Source organism: Ignisphaera sp. (assembly GCA_038735125.1).
In the GTDB taxonomy this organism is placed as follows: Archaea; Thermoproteota; Thermoprotei_A; order Sulfolobales; family Ignisphaeraceae; genus Ignisphaera.
Genome location: JAVYNU010000007.1, coordinates 57,460 through 81,383, shown reverse-complemented (window position 1 = coordinate 81,383; position 23,924 = coordinate 57,460). Strand labels below are relative to the sequence as shown.

At 41.2% G+C, this 23,924-nt stretch carries 27 protein-coding genes; 13 read left to right on the top strand and 14 right to left on the bottom strand.

The annotated features are described in order from the left end of the window. Positions 1–59: 59 nt before the first annotated feature. Positions 60–590 (bottom strand): HD domain-containing protein, encoded by a 531-nt coding sequence (locus tag QW284_07945; GenBank protein MEM0339595.1) that lies wholly within the window; start codon positions 588–590, stop codon positions 60–62. A gap of 139 nt (positions 591–729) precedes the next feature. After that, positions 730–1,977 carry a YeeE/YedE thiosulfate transporter family protein gene (locus QW284_07940; protein ID MEM0339594.1) on the bottom strand — a complete coding sequence of 416 codons (1,248 nt, stop codon included), beginning with the start codon at positions 1,975–1,977 and terminating at the stop codon, positions 730–732. A 151-nt stretch (positions 1,978–2,128) separates the two neighbouring features. Here QW284_07940 and QW284_07935 point away from each other — a divergent pair, with 151 nt between their 5' ends. The 5 genes from QW284_07935 to QW284_07915 all read left to right on the top strand — a co-directional run bounded on the left by QW284_07935 (position 2,129) and on the right by QW284_07915 (position 5,499). After that, on the top strand, positions 2,129–2,380 hold the full coding sequence (locus QW284_07935) for a sulfurtransferase TusA family protein (protein ID MEM0339593.1): 252 nt from the start codon (positions 2,129–2,131) through the stop codon (positions 2,378–2,380). Further along, a complete protein-coding gene (locus QW284_07930; protein MEM0339592.1) occupies positions 2,361–3,797 on the top strand; it encodes a SelD-related putative sulfur metabolism protein in 1,437 nt (478 codons plus the stop codon). Before QW284_07935 ends, QW284_07930 begins: the two co-directional genes overlap by 20 nt. Before the next feature lie 11 nt (positions 3,798–3,808). Next, positions 3,809–4,105, top strand: coding sequence for an acylphosphatase (locus tag QW284_07925; protein ID MEM0339591.1), 297 nt, complete (start codon positions 3,809–3,811; stop codon positions 4,103–4,105). A gap of 4 nt (positions 4,106–4,109) precedes the next feature. Next, a complete protein-coding gene (locus QW284_07920) occupies positions 4,110–4,337 on the top strand; it encodes a sulfurtransferase TusA family protein (protein ID MEM0339590.1) in 228 nt (75 codons plus the stop codon). Positions 4,338–4,470: 133 nt separating this feature from the next. Further along, positions 4,471–5,499, top strand: coding sequence for a ThiF family adenylyltransferase (locus QW284_07915; GenBank protein MEM0339589.1), 1,029 nt, complete (start codon positions 4,471–4,473; stop codon positions 5,497–5,499). A 77-nt stretch (positions 5,500–5,576) separates the two neighbouring features. On the opposite strand, the gene QW284_07910 is transcribed toward QW284_07915, so the two are convergent. Genes QW284_07910 through thiM form a run of 3 tightly spaced genes read right to left on the bottom strand, consistent with a single transcriptional unit; the run spans position 5,577 to position 7,993 of the window. Further along, on the bottom strand, positions 5,577–6,542 hold the full coding sequence (locus tag QW284_07910; protein MEM0339588.1) for an AIR synthase related protein: 966 nt from the start codon (positions 6,540–6,542) through the stop codon (positions 5,577–5,579). Continuing rightward, complete coding sequence (gene thiE / locus QW284_07905; protein ID MEM0339587.1) at positions 6,526–7,170, bottom strand: thiamine phosphate synthase; 645 nt, start codon at positions 7,168–7,170, stop codon at positions 6,526–6,528. The genes QW284_07910 and thiE overlap by 17 nt, the downstream gene beginning before the upstream one ends. Beyond that, on the bottom strand, positions 7,157–7,993 hold the full coding sequence (gene thiM, locus QW284_07900; protein MEM0339586.1) for a hydroxyethylthiazole kinase: 837 nt from the start codon (positions 7,991–7,993) through the stop codon (positions 7,157–7,159). Before thiM ends, thiE begins: the two co-directional genes overlap by 14 nt. A gap of 143 nt (positions 7,994–8,136) precedes the next feature. Between thiM and QW284_07895 the strand changes: the two genes are divergently transcribed. Both QW284_07895 and QW284_07890 read left to right on the top strand, forming a co-directional pair. Beyond that, on the top strand, positions 8,137–8,319 hold the full coding sequence (locus QW284_07895) for a YHS domain-containing protein (protein ID MEM0339585.1): 183 nt from the start codon (positions 8,137–8,139) through the stop codon (positions 8,317–8,319). A gap of 20 nt (positions 8,320–8,339) precedes the next feature. Beyond that, positions 8,340–10,739 carry a heavy metal translocating P-type ATPase gene (locus tag QW284_07890; GenBank protein MEM0339584.1) on the top strand — a complete coding sequence of 800 codons (2,400 nt, stop codon included), beginning with the start codon at positions 8,340–8,342 and terminating at the stop codon, positions 10,737–10,739. Between the two features lie 470 nt (positions 10,740–11,209). Here the strand turns inward: QW284_07890 and QW284_07885 are convergent, their stop codons facing one another. Continuing rightward, the gene (locus QW284_07885; GenBank protein ID MEM0339583.1) at positions 11,210–12,394 is read right to left on the bottom strand and encodes an FprA family A-type flavoprotein; all 1,185 of its coding nucleotides are present in this window, start codon (positions 12,392–12,394) and stop codon (positions 11,210–11,212) included. A gap of 148 nt (positions 12,395–12,542) precedes the next feature. On the opposite strand from QW284_07885, the gene QW284_07880 reads away from it, so the two are divergent. Then, positions 12,543–13,097, top strand: coding sequence for a hemerythrin domain-containing protein (locus QW284_07880; protein ID MEM0339582.1), 555 nt, complete (start codon positions 12,543–12,545; stop codon positions 13,095–13,097). A gap of 212 nt (positions 13,098–13,309) precedes the next feature. Here QW284_07880 and sfsA read toward each other — a convergent pair whose 3' ends face one another. From sfsA to QW284_07865, 3 genes are all read right to left on the bottom strand, one after another. After that, positions 13,310–14,044, bottom strand: coding sequence for a DNA/RNA nuclease SfsA (sfsA, locus tag QW284_07875; GenBank protein ID MEM0339581.1), 735 nt, complete (start codon positions 14,042–14,044; stop codon positions 13,310–13,312). A gap of 97 nt (positions 14,045–14,141) precedes the next feature. After that, positions 14,142–14,702 carry a rubrerythrin family protein gene (locus QW284_07870; GenBank protein ID MEM0339580.1) on the bottom strand — a complete coding sequence of 187 codons (561 nt, stop codon included), beginning with the start codon at positions 14,700–14,702 and terminating at the stop codon, positions 14,142–14,144. A gap of 91 nt (positions 14,703–14,793) precedes the next feature. Further along, a complete protein-coding gene (locus QW284_07865; GenBank protein MEM0339579.1) occupies positions 14,794–15,798 on the bottom strand; it encodes an FAD-dependent oxidoreductase in 1,005 nt (334 codons plus the stop codon). A gap of 227 nt (positions 15,799–16,025) precedes the next feature. Between QW284_07865 and QW284_07860 the strand changes: the two genes are divergently transcribed. Continuing rightward, on the top strand, positions 16,026–16,679 hold the full coding sequence (locus tag QW284_07860; GenBank protein ID MEM0339578.1) for a DUF1122 family protein: 654 nt from the start codon (positions 16,026–16,028) through the stop codon (positions 16,677–16,679). Here QW284_07860 and QW284_07855 read toward each other — a convergent pair. Then, positions 16,676–17,146: a ferritin-like domain-containing protein gene (locus QW284_07855; GenBank protein MEM0339577.1), complete on the bottom strand. Its 471-nt coding sequence runs from the start codon at positions 17,144–17,146 to the stop codon at positions 16,676–16,678. The two genes, QW284_07860 and QW284_07855, sit on opposite strands and share 4 nt — an antisense overlap. 144 nt (positions 17,147–17,290) lie before the next feature. On the opposite strand from QW284_07855, the gene QW284_07850 reads away from it, so the two are divergent. Beyond that, positions 17,291–17,662, top strand: a complete 372-nt coding sequence (locus tag QW284_07850) for a retropepsin-like aspartic protease (GenBank protein MEM0339576.1) — start codon at positions 17,291–17,293, stop codon at positions 17,660–17,662. Between the two features lie 185 nt (positions 17,663–17,847). Here the strand turns inward: QW284_07850 and QW284_07845 are convergent, their stop codons facing one another. Then, a complete protein-coding gene (locus QW284_07845; GenBank protein ID MEM0339575.1) occupies positions 17,848–18,294 on the bottom strand; it encodes a PIN domain-containing protein in 447 nt (148 codons plus the stop codon). Next, complete coding sequence (locus tag QW284_07840; protein ID MEM0339574.1) at positions 18,294–18,497, bottom strand: antitoxin family protein; 204 nt, start codon at positions 18,495–18,497, stop codon at positions 18,294–18,296. The genes QW284_07845 and QW284_07840 overlap by 1 nt, the downstream gene beginning before the upstream one ends. 391 nt (positions 18,498–18,888) lie before the next feature. On the opposite strand from QW284_07840, the gene QW284_07835 reads away from it, so the two are divergent. Further along, positions 18,889–19,137: an AbrB/MazE/SpoVT family DNA-binding domain-containing protein gene (locus QW284_07835; GenBank protein ID MEM0339573.1), complete on the top strand. Its 249-nt coding sequence runs from the start codon at positions 18,889–18,891 to the stop codon at positions 19,135–19,137. Further along, positions 19,110–19,526 carry a PIN domain-containing protein gene (locus QW284_07830; GenBank protein ID MEM0339572.1) on the top strand — a complete coding sequence of 139 codons (417 nt, stop codon included), beginning with the start codon at positions 19,110–19,112 and terminating at the stop codon, positions 19,524–19,526. The genes QW284_07835 and QW284_07830 overlap by 28 nt, the downstream gene beginning before the upstream one ends. 18 nt (positions 19,527–19,544) lie before the next feature. On the opposite strand, the gene QW284_07825 is transcribed toward QW284_07830, so the two are convergent. Both QW284_07825 and QW284_07820 read right to left on the bottom strand, forming a co-directional pair. Next, on the bottom strand, positions 19,545–20,321 hold the full coding sequence (locus QW284_07825; protein MEM0339571.1) for a metallophosphoesterase family protein: 777 nt from the start codon (positions 20,319–20,321) through the stop codon (positions 19,545–19,547). Between the two features lie 198 nt (positions 20,322–20,519). Next, positions 20,520–20,807, bottom strand: coding sequence for a hypothetical protein (locus QW284_07820; GenBank protein MEM0339570.1), 288 nt, complete (start codon positions 20,805–20,807; stop codon positions 20,520–20,522). A 268-nt stretch (positions 20,808–21,075) separates the two neighbouring features. On the opposite strand from QW284_07820, the gene QW284_07815 reads away from it, so the two are divergent. Beyond that, on the top strand, positions 21,076–23,916 hold the full coding sequence (locus QW284_07815; protein MEM0339569.1) for a DEAD/DEAH box helicase: 2,841 nt from the start codon (positions 21,076–21,078) through the stop codon (positions 23,914–23,916). Positions 23,917–23,924: the final 8 nt, after the last annotated feature.

Below are 23,924 nucleotides of genomic sequence, written 5' to 3'. Positions count from 1 at the left end.
AGATATTTAAAGCAGAGACCTTTAAACAGAATTATCTTCACATGTCCATTACCATAGCTTTAGCTGTTGAGAAGTTCAGTAACAATCTCCTCTAAATTATATTTTTTAGTCATTTCCATGATATCTCTATAGGTGTTGTCTATTATATCATCGACTTTGTAGCCCAGTCTCTTATACTCTAACCCTATTAGATATGTGGCTATATAATTGCATAGCTTAGCTACTTTAGATTCAAAGTCTTTTTGCTCTAAATACTCTCTAAACATCTTCTTAACCAATGGATTATCAACATTCTCTTCAATTAAATCTAACTCCAACTCCTTCTTCACAGCACCAACACGAAGAGAAACCACCTTAGCAATATCGCCAGTAAAAGCCTCGCTAACATCGTGTAGAAGAGAGTATAGAACAAGCTTGCCTATGTTAACGCCCTCAATTTTACTGCCAATCTCTATGCATATATATGCTGTTAGAAAACTGTGGTTAGCAACAGACTCGGCAATACCACTGGGAACACCCCTTAGCATCCAACCACTTCTAACCAATGATATTAAAGCTCTTGCAATTTGCACCAAATTACTCTTAGCCATAGAGCCACCCAAACTCAAAATAGCTATACAAGTGTTTTTAATGTAACGCTTGCGACATGTCTGTAGATTCTAAAACAAATTTAGATGGGTTTTGAACTATGAAAGTTGGATAAAAAGGAAATTGGAATTCGTAAAAGGATTAGCGTTGTGACAAGCCCCTTTCTCTCTGCAGTCTATACTCTTGATAGAGAAGAAGCATTAGATATATAGATATGAATATTATGAATATTGCATATGCAGCAATCCAGCCAACCGCACCTGGCATAAAGATTCTTGGGTATGTAACTAAGCGCTTGCTAATAATATTGACAAACATTGGATATGCTAAAACTGTTGATATCAATCCTATCAGTGCTTTCAAATGGCCTTCGCCTATACGCCATAGAATTCCCGATGCACAACCACCAACCATAATAGCTCCAAATATAAATATGGCTCCTCCAATCACATTAGTTATATAAACAGGTGAGACAAGTATCCATATATCAGCCAAACCCATGTATTTTAGTGCAAAAACACCCGTAGCCCCTACAAGCATTGCTACAGCAATTCCCTTATGAATGTTGATTGCCCTTAGAGCCTCTGGGCCACCAAACAAATCCCTAAATGCTGTTGCAAAGCAGAATCTTGCTCTCTGTAGTATCATGCCCATGGTTACGCCTATTAGTAATCCACCAATCATATAGCTTTTCATATAGGCGTAGTAAATAGATGCTAAAATTATTATTGTTAGTGGTATAACCAACAATACGCCATATTGGCCAGCTTCACGCTTTCTCTCATAGCCGGAGCCTATCGAGAGATCAACTTTTGATTCTAGTCTAAATGTTTTCTCAGCTCTCCACAGCACATATCTTTGTCCTAGATAGCCACCTGCTAAGGCTCCTAATAGGAATGCATATCCATGTAGACTCCAAGATGTTATAGCAGATAAAAAGCCTCCCCAGTTGCATCCAAACGACATTGAAACTCCCAGAGCCATTAAAACACCCCCAACAATACTCTCAATAACTCCTAGTCTATCTACCCCCCGTAAACGGAATTCATTAGATAGTATAGCAGCTATCATAGCACCTAAAATAGCCCCTATATCGCCAGCACTTGTAGGGTCTAGAAGAGGCGAGGTCTTAGGCGTATCCGCTAGACTGCTCAAGCCTAGTAAGCTATATATGTGCTGCCCCCAGTTTAGAAACCCTGTATACACAGTAAAAGGCTTCTTAACCCATACATATGATACAACATTTATTAAACCTATTAAAATACCTGCTACCACAATAGGCCATCCATCTGATCCGAAAACCTTTCTAAAATAGTTGCTCTCCAAATACTTCTTAAAGCTGATAACGTCTTTAGTATTTGCCCTGTCATTTATAGTGTGATCGACCATTATATCACCTATAACACTGTTAATATAATAAGGATTGTTAATGTAAATTAAGAATATTGCTTTTAACACAATCCATCCAACTTTTTATGCATTCAAATTCGCAATACTTATATATTCATACATCTATAACATTGTTATAGGTGTTTTTACATTGAGATTTGCAAAGATTGGCGACAATAAGTATGTACTTGATGTCAGAGGGTTTGTATGTCCATATCCAGTCATATATACTAGAAAAGCTCTTTCACAGATCAATCCCGGCGATGTCTTAGAGGTTATAACTGATAATCCGCCATCTTGTGAGAACGTGCCAAAAGCTGTTGAAGCCGATGGTCATGAGGTACTAGGTGTTGAGAATATCGATAGAGGTGTTTGGAGAATAGTTGTTAAGAAGAAGAGGTAGGTGGCTTATGTTTGAAGAGATTATCAAGAGAGTTGAGTATTATAAGAAACTTGGCTTAAATCCGCTTGCGCTTGCAACTGGCTGTGCTGTTAAGGTTGATCTTCTAAGGGTTGTCTACCCTGCCTTAAAGACTATTAGGGATGAACTTAAAAACTCTAGGTTTTTCATAGCACCTAGAGAAGATGCCCTAGTTTTGCCTGGCTGTGCTGATGAGGTTCATAGGTCTATATACCCTCTTGGAGTTGATATCGATGTGGAGAATAGTTTGAAAAGACATAAAAAGCTTTATTCTGTTACTGTTGTCCAAGTGTATCAGAGATATGCAGATTCTCCAGAGGGATTCATCAACAGAGTTTTGCCTGTATACAGAGGGCTTGCCAAAAGCGGTTTAGAGATAGTAGTTGGAAAGGGACACTCAATTATAACTCCGTTTCCAGAAGACGAGTTTGCACTTTTTGATTTCATATCTCCATCAACTAAACTAGAGGGCTTTACAGCTATTAACAATGATACAATTCATATTATAGATCCATCTCAAGAGCCTGGAGACTTTAAGCAGGTTAGCGGAGCTTTGAGTAATGCACTTAACGACATATTCGTCTTAGGTGTGTACAAGGATCTAAGAATTGCACCGGTGGTAAATGCTCCTACAGAAGAACTTTTAGGAAAGCTATTAAAGAATGTAGACCTTTACTCAAAACAATATGGCATCAAAATAATCGATGTGATACAGCCAAAGAAGGGGAGGCTACTAATGGGAGCAACTGTTATTGGCTACACAGATAGAGCTCCGCCACTATTTGAAGATAAGGTCAAGAAGGGTATGAAGCTCATCATAACAAGGCCTATGGGAGAGCTAGCCCCACTGAACCTATACCTATCCTGTGTAATAGATGAGAGCCTTGTTAAAGACCTAGAGAAACAAGGCATAGATGTGAAATATATAGAGAAAATAAAAGATAGTGTTGTGGAACTCATATCTAAACCCAATATACATGCTGCAGAGGTTGTGTACAAATATCTGCCACCCAGTAAAGAGGAATACAAACCAGATGAACACATAGCAGTTACAACAGACGTCACAGGACCTGGTATTTTTGTTGTTAAAGAGCTTGCAGAGAGAACAAATAGTAAGATAAGACTATACTCAGTACCTCTCCTATACCCAGAGATATCGGAGATAGCAACAAAGCTGTATGTGATTCCAAATGCTACAAGTGGAACTAATGGGCCCTTCATAATTATCGCACCTAGCGAAATATCTGAGGATATAGTTAGGGATCTGAAGTCTCGGGGACTAGAACCAGCTGTAATAGGCGAGGTTGTAGATTTGGGTGAGCCGGAGGTCGAAGCACCGAAATCACTGGAAAAGTTTGTTGCTGATAAAAAGATTCTTTCACAATTTAAGTTGGTTTGAGGGTGAGGGAGATGCTCAAAGCATCTTCAATTACTATTTGTGGAGAAGTTAAAGGTGTTGGGTTTAGAAGATATATTTGGAGAATAGCAAAGATGCTTGGGTTAAGAGGTTTTATAATGAATATACCTAATAGCGACTGTGTTGAGATATATGTTGAAGGCATAGACAGTGAAATACGTGAACTGATAGACAGAGTACTCCAGAATAGGGTATACACCATTAATCGAGTTGATGTGGTAGAACACGAATATAAGGGGCTGTACACGGACTTCATGATCATTAAATGCGCTGGCGAGGAAGGGCTTTAAGCAAATGAAGGTGCTAGACTTTAGAGGCGAAGAGTGTCCGCAACCACTGGTCAAGACCATTAGAGAATTCTCCAAGGTGCGCAGAGGAGAGGAAATAGTTGTGCTAACAACATCAAAGCTCTGTGTCGATATGATTAGAGAATCTGTTGAGGCATTTGGCATTGGAACAATTGATGTAAATGAAAAAGATAAGTACTACGAAGTAAGGCTTAGAAAAACAGCGGAATTCTAAGATATTTCACTGTGCTTCACTGATCATTATGTCTATACATCAAAGCCGCATTTCCGTTGAATATGACTCCCTAATCTATATTTTGAGGTGCTTGGCTATGATATGCGATTTTAGTTATTTGGGTTGATCGGATATGAATAGGGGAATAGATGTTGCAGACTTTATTGAGAGATATTCGAGACAGATACTTGTTCTAGGAATCAAAAAGCAGCTTAAATTAGCCGAGTCCAGAATAGCCATCATCGGCTGCGGTGCTACAGGCAGTAGCGTGGCTGAAGTTCTTGCCAGGGCTGGTGCCGGTTTTATCAGAGTTGTTGATAGGGATGTTGTTGAGGTAAGCAATCTCCATAGAACACGTCTGTTTAGAGAAGAGGATGCTTTTGGGAGGGTGCCCAAGGCTATTGCATGTAGAAACCGTTTAAAGGAGATTAACAGTGGTGTTGAGGTTGAGGCTATTGTAGATGATGTTGATGCTGATAATATCCAGAATTTTATCAGAGATGTAGATCTCGTTATAGATGGCACTGACAATATGGATACTAGGTACCTGATAAACGAAGCGTGTGTGAATCTTGGCAAACCCTGGGTTATGATTGGTGTTGAGAGATGGTATGGAAATGTAAAGCTTGTTGTGCCAGAGAAAACAGCTTGTCTAAAGTGCTTTATTCCAAGAGCTAGAGCGAGAGAAAATGCATGTGAAATTTTTGGTGTGACGCCAATAGCTGTAGATTTAACAGTATCAGTGGCACTATCTATCGCAATAAAATATTTGACCGAGGGTTATGTGGATGAGCACCTATATGTGGTCGATGCATATAGTGCAGCAATTGAAAGAGCTTATGTAAGGAGAAATAGTTCTTGTCCTACATGTGTTTACAAGCGATTTGATTACCTATTCAAAGGAGGCAAAAATGTAAAGCCTATGTGTGGGGCAAGAGCAGTTAAAATAGTATCTGAAAGCCGTGCAGAGCTAGATTTAGAAAAGCTGACAAAATCCAATCTTATTAAGAATCTGAGGATATATGATGGTGCTGTGGCTTATGGTGTGGTAAGCGGCTTCGAGGTAATGATATTACGTAATGGAAAAGTATTTGTAAAGGGAACAACAGACGCGGACCAAGCTCTAAAGCTGTACAAAGAAATAATAGATAGCATCAAATGATTTTCGCTTGAAGAGTTTTATTGAGATAACTACGATGTATTGCTTTCATAGGATTTCTCTGTCACATTCTATGGAATTCATATGGTTACTGCACCTTGGATATAGTCCCACACCACCTTTGGCATTACCCTACCCATCCACATCAAGTCTTGCTTCAATGTTATGGTGCCTATCACCACAGGTTCTAAACTTATGCTCTTCAACACATCTAGAACCTCTTCTTCGTATCCTGGTTTCACTATTAAGAGAGGTATGTACTCTTCGTTGGACGCCAAAACAGCTAGTTGCAGGTCTAAACCCACCCTCTTGACGTATTCAATTGCTAGTGGGTGCAAAATTCTAGAGGGGCTCTCCTGTATGTATACACCCGTCCCACTGACTTCACTTAGCTGCTGAAGTGCCTCCGCAAATGTGTCGCTAATATCTATAGAGCCCTCTAAACCTGTTCTGCTAAACTCTATTGCATCAACTATCCGCGTATATGGCATGGGTCTACAACTGAATTTGCGTACCTCGTCGATGCTAGGTGTTCTCTTCTCGACATACTCCATATATGCCATCACAGATAGCCCTACTCTCCTAGGCAAAATAACCTTGCTTAGCTCCCTTGCCCCTCTTGGAAGAGGATAGTAGAGGCATTCCCCCAAGACAAAAACGTCTATCCAGTCGTCGTAACCGATATTTGTATCTATATTCTCTATATAGCCCCCAAATATGTCGACAGCTTCCTCAACACCCTTAATAATATCTTCTATAAAATCAACGTTTTCAGGCTTAACACCAATTGAGATGGCATATACATATGGTCTACACCCCTTGGCAATAACATCGCTGACAGCCCCCGCAACACCTCTAAAACCAAAATCTCTATAGCTACACCAGGGATAGAGAGCCCTGGAAGAGGCAAAACCATCGGCTTTCACAACAAAGTATCTCCCATTTATTTCTACAGCCCCTGCATCATCAAACCATGTGAGGAGAGATCTAGGATGCCTCTTAGCCCCTCTAGCCAGTTTCTTGACGATTTCATCTAGTTTGCCCACTTGGTCTTAGCACCTCGTCTACAATTTTTCTAAGTTCTAAGGTGGCCCTATAAACATCTTCAGCAGCCATAACAGCCGATATAACAGCTACTCCCACAACACCTGATTCAAGAACCTCTCTAACATTATCCTTGTTTATACCCCCTATGGCAACAACAGGTATGCTCACACTCTCAACTATTTTCCGTAGACCCTCTAATCCAATAACTCTCGCATCTGGTTTTGATGGTGTTGAGTACACCGATCCAGCTCCTAAGAAGTGTGCACCCTCTCTTTCGGCCTCTAAAGCCTCTTCAACACTATATACAGAGGCCCCGATGAGTAGGTTTGGAGCTATTTCTCGGGCTATCCTAATAGGCATGTCCTCAGGGCCTAGCTGAACGCCATCAGCGTTCGTGGCCAATGCAACGTCTACCCTATCATCGACAAAGTATAGAGCTCCGTAATCTCTAGTTAGCCTCCTAACCTCCCTACCTATCTCCACCATTTCACGTGTTGACGACTCTTTTAATCTAAGCTGAATAGATGTTGCACCACCTTTCAATGCTTCTTCAACAGATTTTACAACATTTGGCTTCAACCTTTTATCTGTTATAACAAGAAGTCTGAGTTTCTCAGTTAGACCCAACCTCTCTCACCTCAACAACATCTCTAACGATATCTCCATCAATTCTATAGAGCCAGTCATATAGCTTGACATGGAATGAGCCTGGATAGGGAGTCTCTTCAGAGGCCTTGTAGGAAACAGCTTTGAATGTGGCCAACCCAGCTATAGTAGCTTTCAAAGGATTTTCTATTGCTAGAAACGCTCCTATCAAAGCTGATACAATACACCCCAAACCTGTGACTCTGTGAATCACTTTTTCGAGGTTTTGAGACTCTACCCTAAGCCTCACCTCATAAACATTGACACCATCGCTAACAAAATCCGTGTAACCTGTCAAACCAACAACACAGCTGAATTTTTTCGAGGTCTGCAAAACAGCTTCAGAAGCAATACTCCTATCATATGAGGCTGCATCAACACCTCTAGTCTTGCCATACTCTCCCAACAGACCCAAAATCTCGCCAAAATTACCCTTAACAACGCTTATACCACTGTTTTCAAGTAGTGATAGAGCAATTCTGGTTCTAAACCTAGTTGCGCCAGCCCCTACAGGGTCTAGAACAACAGGCTTTTTGTACATCTTTGCAAGCTGGATAGCTTTAAGCATGGAATAAGCGAATTCCTCATCAATAGTACCAATATTTATCACAATAGCATCTGCAGCAGGCACAAGATCATCTAGATCCTCGATGCCGTGGGACATGATTGGTGATGCACCTAAAGCTAAGAGAGCATTAGCAGTTGTGTTCATAACAACGAAATTAGTGATGTTGTGAACCAAAGGCTTCTTGCTTCTAAGCCTGTCTATTGCATCTCCAACCCAATTCAGGTTGGTTATGCTCATAAAAACCCCATGATTTTTGTATCCAATGCTAAATAAACTTGTTATAAGCGGTTTAATAAACACTAGATAAATAAACTTAGTATAGGAGTTTATATCGAGCAAATATTTAATCTGCTATGCTACAAATAGCTTTTGGATCCTCTATGCCTATGCATATAGATCCTGTATGTGGTATGACTGTAGATCCTGAGAAAACCAAGTATAAAACTATTTACAAGGGCAGGGTCTACTACTTCTGTAGCAGGTATTGCTTAAATGAGTTTGAGAAGAATCCCGAATACTATCTTACTCACGGACCCAAAGGCATGCCCCATGGCCAATCCTAGCCTCTTGGGTGTCTATAGCCATGGCTGTGGTTAGAGAGAGACTTAGACTAATTGGTGTTGACTGTCCTAGCTGCGTATACTCGATTAACAGGGAGTTGGCGAAGCTCGGATGTGTAAGCAATTTCAGTGTAGATATATCCTCTGGCGAAGCTCTAATAGAATACGATGATTCTGGATGTAGTCTAGGCGATATATACAAGGCTGTTAGAGACTCTGGATACGATGTTGTTAAAGAGGTTGCAGTATTTTCTGTAGAGGATCTCGATGCCAATTTGGCTAGGGTTGTTGAGGAGAAGCTGAGTAGAGCTAGAGGGGTTTTCGAATGCAGAGCCTCTGTCTCTACATCCATGATCAAGGTGATCTACAATCCTCTGACCATAGCTCAGCAAGACATGGAGAAAATTCTTCTTGGGCTTGGCATAGAGTTTGAGCATATATCAGAGGAAGCTAGGTCTGGGACTGGGGAAGGTGAACATAGGCTTCTTGTTAGAAGACTCACATCATTTGCCATAGGACTCTCAGTTGTGCTTTTCGCTATCCTATCCATGTTCACCGGTCTCCATATAGACAGCTATGTCTATTTCCTAGCAACAGCTTCTGTGATAATCATTATACTGAGCCATGATATTATTTTCAGAGGCTATAAATCGTTGCTAAAGCTTGCGCCAACAATGGATTCTTTTGTGGCTCTCTCCTCGACAATATCATTTCTTTTTGGAGTTTTGTCTCTATCCAACACTATTTCCCTTGGCAATGAAATACATGTGTCATCATTCTTCGAGGCTTCTGCAGGTGTTCTGGGTTTTGTTGGTCTGGGTCTCTATCTTGAAGAGAGGGTTAGGAGAAGGGCTTGGAGAGATGTTGAAGAGCATGTAAAGAGGCTTTACAGCAAAGCAAGGATAGTCTCCAACGAAAATGTTGTTGAGGTTAACGCGGATAGGGTCCCTCTTGGAGCTATTGTAGAGATTAGAGCTGGAGAGATTGTGCCTGTAGATGGCGTCGTTGTCGAGGGGGAGGGATATGTCGATGAATCTAGTTTTACCGGAGAGCCAATGCCTATACACAAAAAGGCTTCGACAAGAGACCCCGTCTTAGCTGGAAGCAAGCTTGTATCTGGCTATCTAAGGGTTAGAGCAACGAGAGTGGGTAATGAGACAATTCTCTACAGAATAGTTGAGACTATTAGAGAAGCCCAATTCTACAAGCCTAGAATAGTTAGGCTTGCAGATAAGATAGTCGGATACTTTACCTGGGTTGTCATAGGCCTTGGCATCGCCACAGCGTTGTACTGGTCTATATACGTGGGAGATGTGTCAAAGGCCATACTCTTCGTTGCAGCAGTTTTTGCAACTGCATGCCCCTGTGCAATAGGAATCGCAATCCCAATGGCTGTTTCAATAGCTGTTCTAGCCACTGCAAGAAAAGGAATTGTAATTAGACGTGGAGATGTGTTTGACAGAGTTCTTGAAACCTCTGTTGTGCTATTCGACAAAACAGGGACTCTGACCATTGGCTCGCCAGCTGTGAAAGAAATTGTGTTTCTAGATGGAAATCCTGGTGCAGATGCTATACTCTCTTATGTGTGTAGCATAGAGTCTAGAAGCGAACATCCAATAGCCAAAGCCATAGCGAATTACTGCAACGAGAAAGGCGTTGAGCTAAGACAAGTTGAAGAATTTGAGCATTTCCCAGGGCTTGGGGTTGTGGGCAGGGTCAATGGCATTACTGTGGCTATGGGAAATGCTGAGCTTATGGATAGAATGGGCATTGAGTTGTCGAATAACATTGAAAAGCTTTTAAAAGAAATTGGTGAAAGAGGTGGAACACCAGTTATAGTGGCAGTAGAGGGGAGACCTGTTGCAGTTATAGAGATTTCCGATAGCCTCAGACCGGAAGCCGCCAAAGTGGTCAGTTATTTGAAGAGTCTGGGTCTGAGAATCGGTATTGCCAGTGGCGATGTTCAAGAAGCTGTTAAACATTATGCAGAGATGCTCAAGATAGACTTTTACTACTACAAGCTCAAACCCCTTGATAAAGTAGATGTTGTTAAGAAGCTTCAGTTGAATGGAGAAAAAGTTCTCTATGTAGGCGATGGAATAAATGATGCAGCTGCAATTTCAGCCGCAAATATCGGTGTAGCTATGGGTAGTGGAGCCGACATCTCTAAGGAGGCTGGAGATGTGATTATAACAAGCAACAGGCTAACAGATATAGTCTTCCTGATAGAGTTTAGCAAAAAGGTTAGAAGAAAATTCCTTGAAAACATCTTCTGGGCACTTATATACAACACGATATTGCTTCCAATAGCAGCTGGAGCGCTCTATAGCTACGGCATCTTCATAAAGCCAGAGCTAGGAGCTGTAGCAATGGTTTTAAGTGATGCCAGCGTAGTGCTAAACTCACTAAGACTCTTAAAGTAGAGCTTAATCATAGTCTCTCAATCATTATCTCATAAAATTGTCAGGGTGTTCGCAAGAGATGTCGAAGATTGGAGGTCAGGAATGGTGGACAAAACAACTATCTTGTTAGAGAGAAATAGCATACGGAGTGCATGAAAATGATCACAAAGAGGAGGGTTAGGCTAGTAGTGGCGATAGATAGGAGCAAATGTGTGTGAAGGCGTGTTTAACAGGGGTCCTCGCTCTAGTAAATGGGAAGGCTAATGTGATGGATTTGGCTCTTGTGTAGCAGCTTGTCGATACAATGCGATCGCGCTTGTCATGAGAGAAGCAGAAGAGTTTGACCAGAGCATTTTATCATCAGTTTCTCTAGCTGATTGGCTAAAAAAGTTTAGGGTAACAGCAAAAAGCGTGACAGCGCTATGTATCTGTTATCTATTCACTAACGCCATATATGTTTTCAGATCAATGGGAGTGCTTTGCTTAGTGCTTTATTCTGGCTCTGCTTTCAACCTTTTTGAAAGTTCTTTTGCTAAACCTCTTAAATTCTCTATATCTTCCTTGGAAGGCGTCACATTAATTTTTACCATTCCTATAAGCTCTGCCTTAAGATCTCTCGCTATTTCTTGTAATTGTCTTTCTGCTTGTGTACCCCAAGCATATAGAACTATTAGTGCTAGGTACTTTGCAGGGGGTTTCAGTATTTTAGCTAGATAAGCCGCTAGTGCTGCTAGTGGATGTGCATTTAGCACAACTGTTGGTGTTGCTAATACAATTGCACGAGAGTCTACAAGATCTTTCGCTACATCGCCTAAATCTGCTACCGCTAAATTATGTAGAACAACATCTATTCCTTCGGCTCTAAGATCATCAGCAAATGTTTTGACGATGTTTTCAGTGTAGCCCCACATTGATACATATAGTACAACAGCTTTCCTCTTTGTTCTTCCCTCTACCCAGCTATAATAACTCTCAATGATTTTCCTCGGATTTCTGTATATGGGTCCATGAGAAGGGGCAATAACTCTTATATCAAGACCAGCTATTTTCTTCAATGCATTCAAAGCATTAACTCTAAAGGGCATCATTATTTCTCCAAAGTACCTTTGTGCGTGGTATATCAAATCCTCTACCTCATCATCCCACAGACCCTGGGCTATGTGAGCCCCAAAGAAATCACATGTGAATAGTATCTTATTCTCTTCTAAGTACGTAAACATTGTTTCTGGCCAGTGAAGCATGGGAGCCTCTATGAACTTTAGGGTCTTACCTCCCAGATCTATTGTATCGCCGTCCCTAACAACATATACTCTATCATTTGGAACACCATAGAAGATCTTGGCCATCTTAGCTCCCACAGCCGTTGTCACAAGCTTTGCCTTGGGAGAGATTCTGAGTATATGTGGAATAGCCCCAGCATGATCTGGCTCAGCATGATTCATAACAACGTAATCTATATCTGATGGTTTAACAACAGAAGAAATTCTTTCCTCCAACTCACTCTCAAATCCAGGATTGACGGTGTCTATCAACACAATCTTTTCCTTACCAACAACAAGATATGAGTTATATGATGTACCCTTAGGCAGAGGTATGATGGAATCGAAGATTCTTCTACTAATGTCTCTTGCCCCAACCCACCAAACGCCATCATCTATCAGAACGGCTCTAGCCATCTGGTACACCCTTTACATAGTTTCGTGTTATTCTTTACCACCTTTTAAATCTGAATGTTGTAACACTGTTTTGTTTTGTTGTTCCAGATTGTTATGAAGGCAAAACATAAAAGTGTTTTTGTAGAGATAGACAATATGGGAGATGAATTTGAGGTCTATAGAGCTCCTCATGAATGACCATAGAGTTATAGAGAAGGCCTTGCAGTTGCTTGAAAATTCGGTAATTAAATTACAGCAAGGGAAAAATGTTGATAGAAAAGTCTTTGAAACCTTAATCACATTCTTCAAACTATTTGCTGATAGGTGTCACCATGGAAAAGAGGAGAGCGCCTTCTTCCCGACATTAGAAAGATTGGGAATTCCAAAAGAGGGCGGCCCTATAGGCGTTATGCTATATGAGCATGATATGGGCAGAAGGTATATAAAAAATCTTGAGGATAGCATAGAAAAATTCTATTCAGGCGATGCTAGTGCTCTACAAGATATTGTAGAAAATGCCTATGGCTACATCAACCTTCTGAGAAATCACATTTTCAAAGAAGATAACATTCTATTCCAACTAGCAACACAGGTACTAGATTATGACACAGATAGAGAGTTAGTTGAAGAATTTGAGAGAATAGAAGAGGAAAGAATAGGCCATGGAAAACATGAAGAACTAATTAGAAGCATAAACGATTTAGAATCTATTCTAATACGGTAAAGTGTTGAAAAAGACTCGATTTTTTGTAGCTGGGCGGGTTAAATGAAATAGCCATGTTTTGTAAAGAAGGTAGCGTTGTGTAAGGTAACAGCATTTTAGCATTCCTCTCTACTTTATTGTTACAATATTTATAATTTAAGTAGACCTAGCCTTGACAACACATTTTCGAGACGTATTAGGATTGACATCTCTTTCTGCCCAACTTTGTATAGCTAGAGACCGCAACAACTAAAATCGACATGGAGATCCAGATCTCCAAAAACAATGTTTTTTAAATATGGGTCTAGATAGATGTTGATTGACTTGAATTTAACCCCATTTTCTAATGCATTTTCAATGCTTTTGCAGATATCTTTATCTATGTGACAGTTGAGTCTAAACCCCTTTGCGTTTGGTATGCCAGCAACGAAAACCACATATGCATCTCTGTCTCCACCTGAAACAAATTTTGCTAGTGCTTCGATGTGTTTTCTTCCTCTAGGTGTTGGTGCATCGGGGTACCCAGTGAAGTTGTCGGGAAACCTCATAACAGCGCTCTTGAGCTCAACTAGAGTGGTTTTGTTTCTGCATTCCAATTCATAGTCTATTCTAGAGCTGTGTAGAGGATAGCCTCTTCTAATCAATGCACAGTTTCTTAGCCATGGGATAGCATCTCTGGCCACAAGTTCTTCAAAGGATTTCTCATGGAGCCTGGTGTCAACTAGAGCTGCATACCCATTGTCTTCTACGCCAACAAGTCTGTATCTAGCTCTACCCCTCTCCAAAGGTATGCAAAAACCTTTTCTGCCTCTAGCCAAGTAGCCTTCAAGCCTACCTGTATTGTTTAGATAAGCTACTGCCTCAGCACCGCCAATATCTACAACCACAGTGAATCTAGATATCCTCTCAACAATGCAACACTCCAACAAATCTCTAAGCGTTATAAGGTTCTGGGAAATGGTCTTCACCACATACTAGCTGAAACTGGTGTCAGATTAAATATGCAAGAATTGACAGACTTCTATTTACTAGTTTTATTAGGTTTAAAAAAAGATTTTATTTTGTTTAGAATCCAACATATCTATTTTTCGGTGCTCCGCAAACAGGGCATTTCTCTGGCGGTTCTGCACCAATTATTGTATGGCCGCATACTGGGCATATCCAAATCTTTTCCTCGGGTTTTAGTGGAAGGTCTTGCCCTTTATCCACATATTCCTTGGCCTGTTTATAAAGTGATGCATGTATTTGTTCTGCCTGGTACGCATAGGAAAAGCTTTTCTCAGCCTCTGCCTCTCCTTGGTATCTTGCAATCTCTAGAAACACTGGATACATTTCCTTGACCTCATACTCTTCTCCGGCTATGGCAAGCTCAAGATTCTTACTCGTGTTGCCGGGTCCTATGGGGGTTCCTGAATAGACTTTTGCATCTTCTTTATAGTCTCTCAACACTCTATAGTGGTTAGATGCATGGACTTGCTCAGCATATGCTATAGCTTTGAAGAGTCTCGAAACATTCTTGAAACCTTCTCTCTCTGCGATATCAGCAAATATGAGATATCTCATATGGGCCATGGACTCCCCTGCAAAAGCCGATAGAAGCGCATCTTTTGTCATTGATCTAACCATTTTTTCACCCAGTAGACCATTCAAGAAGATCTCATATAAAGTTTTCTATTATGAAAGTTTTCTATACTTGTATTTTGCTTTACAACATCCGCTACCTGTGTTCACCACCTTTTCTCAGACTTAGGATATAGTGGTAGACAGAGTCTGCCGCAAGAGCCCCCTCAGCTGCTGCAACAACTATTTGCTCGAATCTCTTTTTGCACGGCCCTCCAGCAACATCGCCTGCCGCGAAAACCCCTGGCAGGTTTGTGCTCATATCTGGTTTTACAGCTATGTAGCCCTTTTCATCGAGCTCCAGTCCAATCTTCTTCAAAATGTTTACTGGGGGCTCTGACCCAATTTCGATGAATACTCCGTCTATGGGTAGAATCCTCTCCTCACCGCTAACAACGTTTCTGATCTTCGCAGCCTCAACCCTGTCTTTCCCGATTATCTCAACAACTACTGTATTTAGAAGAAGCTCTATTTTTGGCTCATTCAAAACCTTTTCTACATAGGCTTGGAAGGCCCTGAACCTATCTCTTCTATGGATGATATAGACCTTTTTAGCATAGGATGCAAGGTGGATAGCGCTAGATAATGCAGAGTCTCCGCCACCAACAACAGCAACAACCTTGTCTTTAAAGAATGGAGCGTCGCAAACAGCGCAGTAGGAAACCCCTTTTCCGACCAGCCTATCCTCTCCAGGAACACCAAGCTTTCTTTTCTCACATCCAATAGCAATTATAACGGCATAGCCGCAAAAGACATCTCCATTAACAGTTTCAACACACCATAGGTCTCCCTCTCTCCTAAGATTATCCATTGGATTCCCAGCAACAATATCAACACCAAACTTGCGCACATGAGCCTCAAAAAGACTTGCAAGCCTACCTCCAGGAACCTCAGGAACACCAGGATAGTCATCAACCAGCGGGGCTATAGCCATCTTCCCCCCAATATCCTTGGTAACAACAACAGTCTTTAAACCAAATCTAGCCAGGTAAATGGCTGCTGTTAGCCCAGCAGGGCCAGCCCCAACAACAACACAGTCATATATCTCCCTCCCAGCTCTTTTTCTAGGAAAAGCCAATCTAAATGAGGTTCCCACAGACATTTAAACACCTTAAAAAAAATTGGGCAGGGCAAATATAAAAATTGATGATAGATAAACCAAATCGATTTTTGAATATGCCAAGTAGCCCAGCACAAAAGATTTCTTCACAGAACCAGCCACAGCAATTTGTTGCCTATTTAACGATGTTTTATCGACAAAGTTTATTATTTATTCAAGCACTTGTCTTATTTTGAATATTTAGGAGTGTATTGAAAGATGGTATGAGTATGCAGATACCTTGTATAGATGTCTTTAGATCGCTGAGGGGTTTTGGGTTTAAGGCTTTGGAGAAGAGGGGGAGGTTTCCCGAGGAAAAGGCGATAGAGCTTTATATTGGGTGTGGAAGCTCTTGGCAAAGGCTAATGGTTTTAAAGATTTTTGATGGTAGACCACCTTTCTATAGGAAATGGGTAGAAGTTTTCTCAATAAATCCTGTAGCAGATTTTGGCTCGGCCAAATACGTTTTTGTTAATTCTGCAGAGGAGAAGATGCTCATAGACTGCCTGTCTAGGTATATAAACCCTGGGGAGAGGCTGTTCATAGAGTATGTATATGATAGGGAGACGTGGAAAGCTCTAGAAATTGGTGTGCCACCACATCTAACCAGACTTGGTTTCATGCTTCTTGAGAACGGGTTTACATGGTTTAAAGACTGGTATTATCCGGAGGGGTTTATGGAGGGGAATCCAAAGATCCAGGTGGAGAAGCCTCTAGATGATGATATGAGGAGAAGGCATATTGTGGAGTTGTGCAAAGACGCTAGGGATTTCGAGGTTAAGGCGAGGATGTTTATTCAACAGAAAATATATGTGGATATATTCGAGGGTGTTCTAAAAAGGATACAGACTATGTTGACAGGCATATGCAAGGATGTTGTCTAGCCACCTGGCGTTCCACGCCACGGGCTATCTCTCCATATAAGCTCCCAAACATCTTCTTCTGTAGCAGCCTCTTTCTTGGCTAGATTATCTCTTATATCAACCAGCACCTTGTGGTGTTCAACCTCATCACTTAGAATAGCAGATAGAATAAGCTTTATCCTAGCATCATAACTTTCCTGAAGAGCCTTTTTAGCAACTTCAATCATCCTAGCCTCCGTCTCTATATGTCTCTCAATCTCCTTGGATATAGCCTCTAGCTCAGCTTCAGATAAAATTGGCTGGGGATTTGACAACAGCTCTACAATTGCTTCGTAAAGTTTTGAATGCTTTAAACTGTCATTAGCAATAGCAATGAAGATTGCTCTTAGAGTTGGATGGGCAATCCTATTACCCAAATTCTGTAGAGCTTCAGAATACTCCTTCTCCCTCCTAGCCATTTCCCTAAACAGATCCAGATAGCCCTCCATAGATACCACAAAACATAGATGGTTAGATCCAAATAAAAATCTTTCTGATATAACAACGGGCATGATATTTTGCCAATATAACAAAAATGCTGAGAATAGATTTTAAATCTGTTTACCAAGAATTGTATAGAAGGGATTTAGTGCATGGGCTTGGTGTATATTGACGGTATTGTCAAGTATGGAGGTAAAAGTGCTAGGGTCAGGTTTCTAGTTGATTCTGGCGCAACATATACTGTGTTAACCAAATCTGTTTGGGAGTTCCTTGGGCTGGAGCCCAAAGGCGAAATGGAGTTTGTGCTAGCCGATGGAACAGTTATTCGAAGACAGATATCCGAGGCTCTGCTTGAGCTACCCGGCTTTGGGGAAAGACATACACCTATAGTCCTTGGCGAGAGTGAAGACGAGAATCTACTGGGCATTGTAACACTCGAGATATTCGGTCTAATCCTAGATCCATTCAAAAGGGAGCTAAGACCCATAAGAGCCATTATGAAGAGAACACAACAGCAGACGTAGAACTAGCATTGGAAACTTGCTGAGTTACAATTTTGTTAGGCTTTCCATGGTTTTCAGGGCTTTACTAGGTATTGCACACCCTATTTGCTATGATCAGACTTAGATAAAGAAGAGAGAAAGAAAATCAAATCCAATGCAATTACACCTCAAGACACACTATCTTTAGCAATAAGGAGAGACGCTGTTTATGGAACCACCTTAAGCCACGGCACTCTTTTAAAGTCTTCGTCAAATGTAAGTATAGTGTCTATACCATAGTGTTTAGCTGTTGTAGCAATTAGGGCATCTCCTGGGAGGAGATCATATCTTCTCATAGTCTCTAGAAGATCTGTGAAACTGCCTCTATCCTCTAGCACCTGTATACCAAGTTTGTATATGAATTCTTCAAAATCGTTGATAACATCATAGAATTCTTTGAGACCATGTCTCCTTATGTAATCTCTTAATTCACCTAGTTTTCTAAGTCCATGCCTTCTCCACGCCTCAAGCCTGATTAGGGTGAATACCACTTCATCAACTATCCTAAGGGTTACAGCCAAATCTTCTCTCTTAACTATTACCTGCTTTACCTTTGAAGCATATGGCTCGACGCCGTGAAGGTAATACACAATCGCATTTGCATCTAATATCATCACTGTGCCTCAGCCTCAAGCATAAACTCGTCAAGAAGCTCTTTAGGAGCAGACCCCCTCTTCCCGTAGAACTCCTCCACAACTTTTTCTCTATCCTCAATTCTTTCAACTCTAACCAAAACCACTTCACCGTCGCTTAGCTCAAGCGGCTCAAGAGGCTTGAGAACCCCCTTCTCATATCTTGCACGCACAACTTTAGACATCTGGCCACACCCAACCAATACATATGCTCTAAAAAATTAAAGTATGCTACAGCAAAATAACAATAGTTTCTAGCTAGACTCTATAGCTTTTGATAAGTGATTGAGAATGTATTCCAAGGCCTTGGCCTGGTGCGTAACCAGTGGTGGGGCTGGCCTCAGAGATGTTGTAAACACTATGCAGAAGAATATCTCTTCCCAACAAGCTTAGCTGTTCTACACGAACACAGACCCTGATATCTCTAAAGCTCATAGCAACTGTTTGATGAAATCAAATATGTGTTGTCTCAGCGAAGAGTTCAGTAGTGTGGAGGTTCCGTGGACTAGCTTATGGGTTGGCATTTTGGCTAAACCTATTAGTTATTTTCGATATGTATCTACTTAGGTGTTTGTTGTGGTTGTTGTTAGGGTTCATAAGAAGGGTGTAATAGTTTTGCCTAAGAGTATTCGTGAGGAGGCTGGTATTGAGGAGAGCATGCTTCTAGAGGTTTCTGTGGAGGGCAACAGAATTGTTTTGAAGCCTGTGGATCTGTGGGACAGGGTCTGGGGGTGTGCAAAGGGGAGGGGATCAGCCGAGGAAGCTGAGTTGGAGCTTGATCGCGAGGAGGAAGAGTTTTGGAGAGAGAGGGATCCAGAAAAGTAGTTATTGATACCTATACCCCCCTAGCCATAGCATACGATGAAGTAGGGAACAGCGTGAGGAATGTGCTTGAGGGTATTCGCAGAGGAGATATAGATGGTTTAATACCGGCCACAGTTCTATATGAATATGTTGTGCACTGGTTGAGGGAGAGGATACCAGGGCTTAAAAACATTGACGAGCTTGTAACATATCTTAGAAGCTACTTCAAGATAGTGGAGCTAGATCTCAACGACTATATCAAGGCCGCTAAAATAAAGATCGAGGGGGATAAGATGCTTGCAGAAGCAGAAGATGTAACTCTTAGAAGTAGGAGACTGGGCATGGTAGACCCAGCAGTAATAGCAGTAGCTCACAAAGTTAAAAGCACTATAGCAACGGTATGGGCTTGAGAGTCTCAAAAAGGTATTTTATTTGGCTTCAACACTTTGTTTGTCTAGGGCAACGCCTTTTCTAAGGATGTTTGCTAGCCATGCTGTGTAGAGGTTTTCTAGTTGCAGCTGTTTTAGTTTTTCAATAACTTTTTCTACATCGTATTTGACTCTATGTATTGTGAATGTGTTTGTCTCTGGATCGAATATGGCGAAAGATGCTCTTGGGTCTCCGTCTCTGGGCTGTCCACAGCTACCTGGGTTGAGGACTAGTACCCCGTCTACCTCTGTCTTCATCGGCTTATGCGTGTGTCCAACAAGAACAGTGTGTGCATCTACCGGCCTCGCCCTTTTGCCGAGTGAGAACTTTGATTCTGAGAGCTGCTCTCTAAGAACCGTGGTCGGCAGATCTGGCTCTAGATATCCGTAGAGAGGGTTTCTGGGGCTTCCGTGGACAAGACAAATCTTTTTTCCGGAGACCTCTCTAACAACTTTTGTTGGCAGGCTCTTCAGCCACTCGATCTGCTCTCTAGACAAGAGCCTCTTGGATATGAACTCCCTTGTATAAACACTAAGCTCGTGGATAGCCGGGCCACATCTACAGTCAACGCCATAGGCAACAGCATAGTCGTGGTTGCCCACAACAATTGCATCTGGCCTAAGATCTCTAACCATGTCGATGACCATGTGGGGCTCGGGGCCATAGTCGACCAAATCCCCTAAAACCCATACATAGTCCCATCCACTAGCACTCTCCAAAACGGCTCTAAGCGCATCTGCATTGCCATGAACATCAGATATTACGAGAATCCTCAAAGTCCCACCACCAAAGATATTTCCGGAGAAGCCAAATAAACAACAATTATCTAGCTACATAAATAGATGTATAATAGATGTATAGATGCGGCCACAACACAACTGGCTACCCTAGACCCTGCCCACCACCAATGATAGGCACAGGTTTAGTGCCATCACTTCTATGCCTACAGTAGATGATGGCTACAGAAAATCTCTTCACATCCTCAGCTCCGTCTTCTCCCTACCAGACTCAACCAGCCACACACCAAGCTTTCTAGCCTCCTCAACAGCATCTGGTGTTGCCCTCAAACAATACACTACAACAACTATTTTACCCGGGAACCTCTCTGGCTGGGCCCTCCTAGCCTCCCCAACCATCTCAACAACTCTCCTAACAGTTTTCGCCCCAACCCTCGTCCTGGCCTCCCCAACAACTGTCACAACACCGTTTGTCCCATAGACATCAAATTCTCTATTAGCTATGACGAATGTGATTTGGGGCAAAGGTTTTGATCTAATTAAAGAAAGTTTAAAAACTGTGTGGCTTTTAAAATGATTGAGGGTGAAGCTAACGAGTCAATTATCACATATGCTTTTCTATCAAAAGCTTGTTGAAGAGCAGCTTAAAGAGATGGAGTCTTCTAAGACACAAGGATTGTTGAGGTATGTTGTTTTCTGTTTTGGGCCGTCGTGTAAAGAAAGAGTTTTTTCTCATAGTGTCATGGGCTATGAGATTCGGGTGGTTCCTAAGACTCAGGTGGATCAAAATGTTTTGGGTAGGCTTATCAGTGATGGTATGCTAGTTGAGCTTGGCAAGGTGGATGGCGCTACTATTTACACTACTTTGCATGGGGATTTGGTGTTTAGGGTTTTGAGGGGCAGAGCTTATGAGGATGATTTGAATGGGAGGTGGGTTGGAGGTTTCAACATAGATATTGAGTATGAGTATGCACCTGATTTTGGGGCTAGAAGTGTTTCTTCAGATCTGAAGAATGTTTTGGCGAGGTTCTTCATAGATAATGGTGTGAAAAAAGACATTGCAGAGAGGTTTTGCGAAGCCATTGTAGAGGGGCTTCATAGAAGCGGGTATCAGAAACTGGCTGAGTGGCAGCTGAAGGCCATAGAAAGAATTTTGATGGCATCAAAAGAGAGGAGATACTTCGTCATATCAGCGCCAACAGCTACAGGCAAGACCTTGGTATTCCAAATTGTTGCAATAGCCCATTCACTTTTATTCAAATATCGAGGAAATCAAAATAGGGTTCTAATAGTATATCCAAGGAGGGCTCTTCAAAAGCAGCAGTTGGGGAGACTGGTAAAACCCCTTTACTTCATAAATAATAAACTTAAAGAGCTTGGGCTCCAACGATACACGGTAACCTTGGCTGTTGACAGCGGGGTTAGATATGGATTAGAACCTCTTTTAGAGGGGAAATATATAGACACGGGAATTCCATGCCCAGAAAACGATAAGCTAACAATACGTGCACTATATAAAAACAATTTCGCTATAAGATATGAATGCTCGGATAATAAGCCGCTGGATTTTCTTGTAGGAATAGTGTATACCAAGGAAGATAGGGATGAGGTAGCATTTAAAAAGCCGGACATACTAATCTCCAATCCTTGGACTGTTGAACAGCGTTTGTTGCATCCAAAAAGCGAATACCAGCAACTATATAGAGGGTGTGGAGTCGTAATATTGGATGAAGCGCATGTTTACATAAACGTGAACTACGTACCACTAACAGCAATACTTAGATTACTTATTCAATTACGTAAAATCTATGATGAAGAACCTCTTGTTATAACATCATCTGCCACTATCCCACTATCAGATGTTGAAGACCTTGTTAGATGGATGTTTGGTGTAAGCAAACAGTCTGTTGAAAGTCTAGACTATGAGGAGCTTGAGCCAAGGCATGAGGAGCAACGTAGACTTAAGATTATTGTTACACTGCTTCCATATAGACGAAGTATTGAAACAATGTTGCATGGGATTATACAGCTCCTACTCCTAATACAGATGGGCAGAAGGCTAAAGTCCATAGTATTCATTGATAGCATAAGCGAGACAGGCACAATAATGGACTACATAACAACAACATTTAAGTATAGAAGAGGTGTTGAACTCTGTGACCACATAAACCAAGTTTCCTGTAGAAATCACGAATACGATAAGTTGACGCCCAGAGATGCTCTCACAAGAGATAACAGTGATTATAGCTGGGTCCATCTAACCGATTTATCAAATATGCAATATGTAAAGGATTTGATTGAAAAGCTCAGCACATTGATCAACCACGTAGGTCTGCATCATGGCGGATTAAACGAAGAACAGAGGCGCGAGATTGAAAAGAAGTTTGAGACCGGCTCGCTAAAAACATTGATAGCTACATCGACACTAGACCTGGGAATGGACTATGACGACGTCGCATTCATTGTACAATACAAAGACCCCATAAGCGATGAAGCGCTGGAACAAAGAGTCGGAAGAGCTGGTAGAAAGGAAAATACCTATAGAATCTCGCTAGCATTCTACATACCTACGCTAACCCCCGTGACAATACAAAGGTTTTTCAGTAGACCACAACAGAAAAAAGATGTTGCTTTACCTGACGAAGTGACACTTGAACTAGTCTTTCTCCAACGTGTTCTAGAATATCATATTATTCAACAGCTGAAAAGCTCTATACTCAATGGCAAAATAGGTGAGGTTAGATTAGATGAAGCCAAAAACATTATGATTCAATACATCGCCGAGTCGCTGAATAGCCAAAATATACTATGGCTGAGAAGATGGGGAGTTAGAGACGAGCTACTGAAGAAACTATCACAAGCAGACTTCCTTAAACTAATGAAAATGCTTAAAGAACAGCTAGAAGCAGTAAAACCAATAGAGACATGGAAAGAATTTAGAAAGGAGATCAAAAAGCTATTAAAAGAATATGGAGCAGCAAAAAAGAAACCCCTAAAATTCTTAAGAGAGAGCCAAGAAATCAAACTCATTTTGCAGAGATACGGTATTAATTTGAAAGATAATAAGAAAGAAGTAATCAAGTGTACAAAGGACGTACTAAAAGAGATATACAATATAGTGAAAGATGTTGAGAAAGATGTAACTAGGTTTGAAAACTCAAGTGCTTCATATGTTAACATATCATCTATTCAATCATATTTGCATTCTCTAATTCAAGAATTGTATAATAAACTTAACAAAAAACGAGATTTGGAAGGTTGCAAAACTATGTCAATGTTTCCTAGTAAAATGCCTGTTACAGACATCGACAGAGTCAATAAAATTATGGTTGAATGTGTATTGCCAGAAATATACAATGTCGAGTTAATGAGAATACGCAAACGCTTAGAGCCATTTTTTAATCTATTAAGAAATAGTATTGAAAAGAGCCCTGCATCATTACTTATGGCGATAAGCGAATTCATCAATTTTAGCGGGTATGATATTGAAGAGTGCAATAAAATCGATGCGATTAAACTGAGCATGTGTTGGTATATGGTTCTACGTGATGAGTTCTTCAACATAGTGTCTAAGATTATCCCCATAACCTTTGCCTGGGAAAGCATAGATACTGTAGGTCTTAGGCCTTTGTGAGGTAAGGC

Coding starts and splice junctions, on each gene's coding strand:
- QW284_07865 (MEM0339579.1), bottom strand. CDS start 15,798: ATGTCTGTGGGAACCTCATTTAGATTGGCTTTTCCTAGAAAAAGAGCT.
- QW284_07870 (MEM0339580.1), bottom strand. CDS start 14,702: ATGGTTAGATCAATGACAAAAGATGCGCTTCTATCGGCTTTTGCAGGG.
- QW284_07840 (MEM0339574.1), bottom strand. CDS start 18,497: ATGTCTAAAGTTGTGCGTGCAAGATATGAGAAGGGGGTTCTCAAGCCT.
- QW284_07920 (MEM0339590.1), top strand. CDS start 4,110: ATGAAGGTGCTAGACTTTAGAGGCGAAGAGTGTCCGCAACCACTGGTC.
- QW284_07940 (MEM0339594.1), bottom strand. CDS start 1,977: ATGGTCGATCACACTATAAATGACAGGGCAAATACTAAAGACGTTATC.
- QW284_07915 (MEM0339589.1), top strand. CDS start 4,471: ATGAATAGGGGAATAGATGTTGCAGACTTTATTGAGAGATATTCGAGA.
- QW284_07845 (MEM0339575.1), bottom strand. CDS start 18,294: ATGATATTAGATGCAAATGCGATTGTGTATTACCTTCACGGCGTCGAG.
- QW284_07925 (MEM0339591.1), top strand. CDS start 3,809: ATGCTCAAAGCATCTTCAATTACTATTTGTGGAGAAGTTAAAGGTGTT.
- QW284_07860 (MEM0339578.1), top strand. CDS start 16,026: ATGCAGATACCTTGTATAGATGTCTTTAGATCGCTGAGGGGTTTTGGG.
- QW284_07945 (MEM0339595.1), bottom strand. CDS start 590: ATGGCTAAGAGTAATTTGGTGCAAATTGCAAGAGCTTTAATATCATTG.
- QW284_07895 (MEM0339585.1), top strand. CDS start 8,137: ATGCCTATGCATATAGATCCTGTATGTGGTATGACTGTAGATCCTGAG.
- QW284_07850 (MEM0339576.1), top strand. CDS start 17,291: ATGGGCTTGGTGTATATTGACGGTATTGTCAAGTATGGAGGTAAAAGT.
- thiM (MEM0339586.1), bottom strand. CDS start 7,993: ATGAGCATAACCAACCTGAATTGGGTTGGAGATGCAATAGACAGGCTT.
- QW284_07890 (MEM0339584.1), top strand. CDS start 8,340: ATGGCTGTGGTTAGAGAGAGACTTAGACTAATTGGTGTTGACTGTCCT.
- QW284_07855 (MEM0339577.1), bottom strand. CDS start 17,146: ATGGAGGGCTATCTGGATCTGTTTAGGGAAATGGCTAGGAGGGAGAAG.
- QW284_07885 (MEM0339583.1), bottom strand. CDS start 12,394: ATGGCTAGAGCCGTTCTGATAGATGATGGCGTTTGGTGGGTTGGGGCA.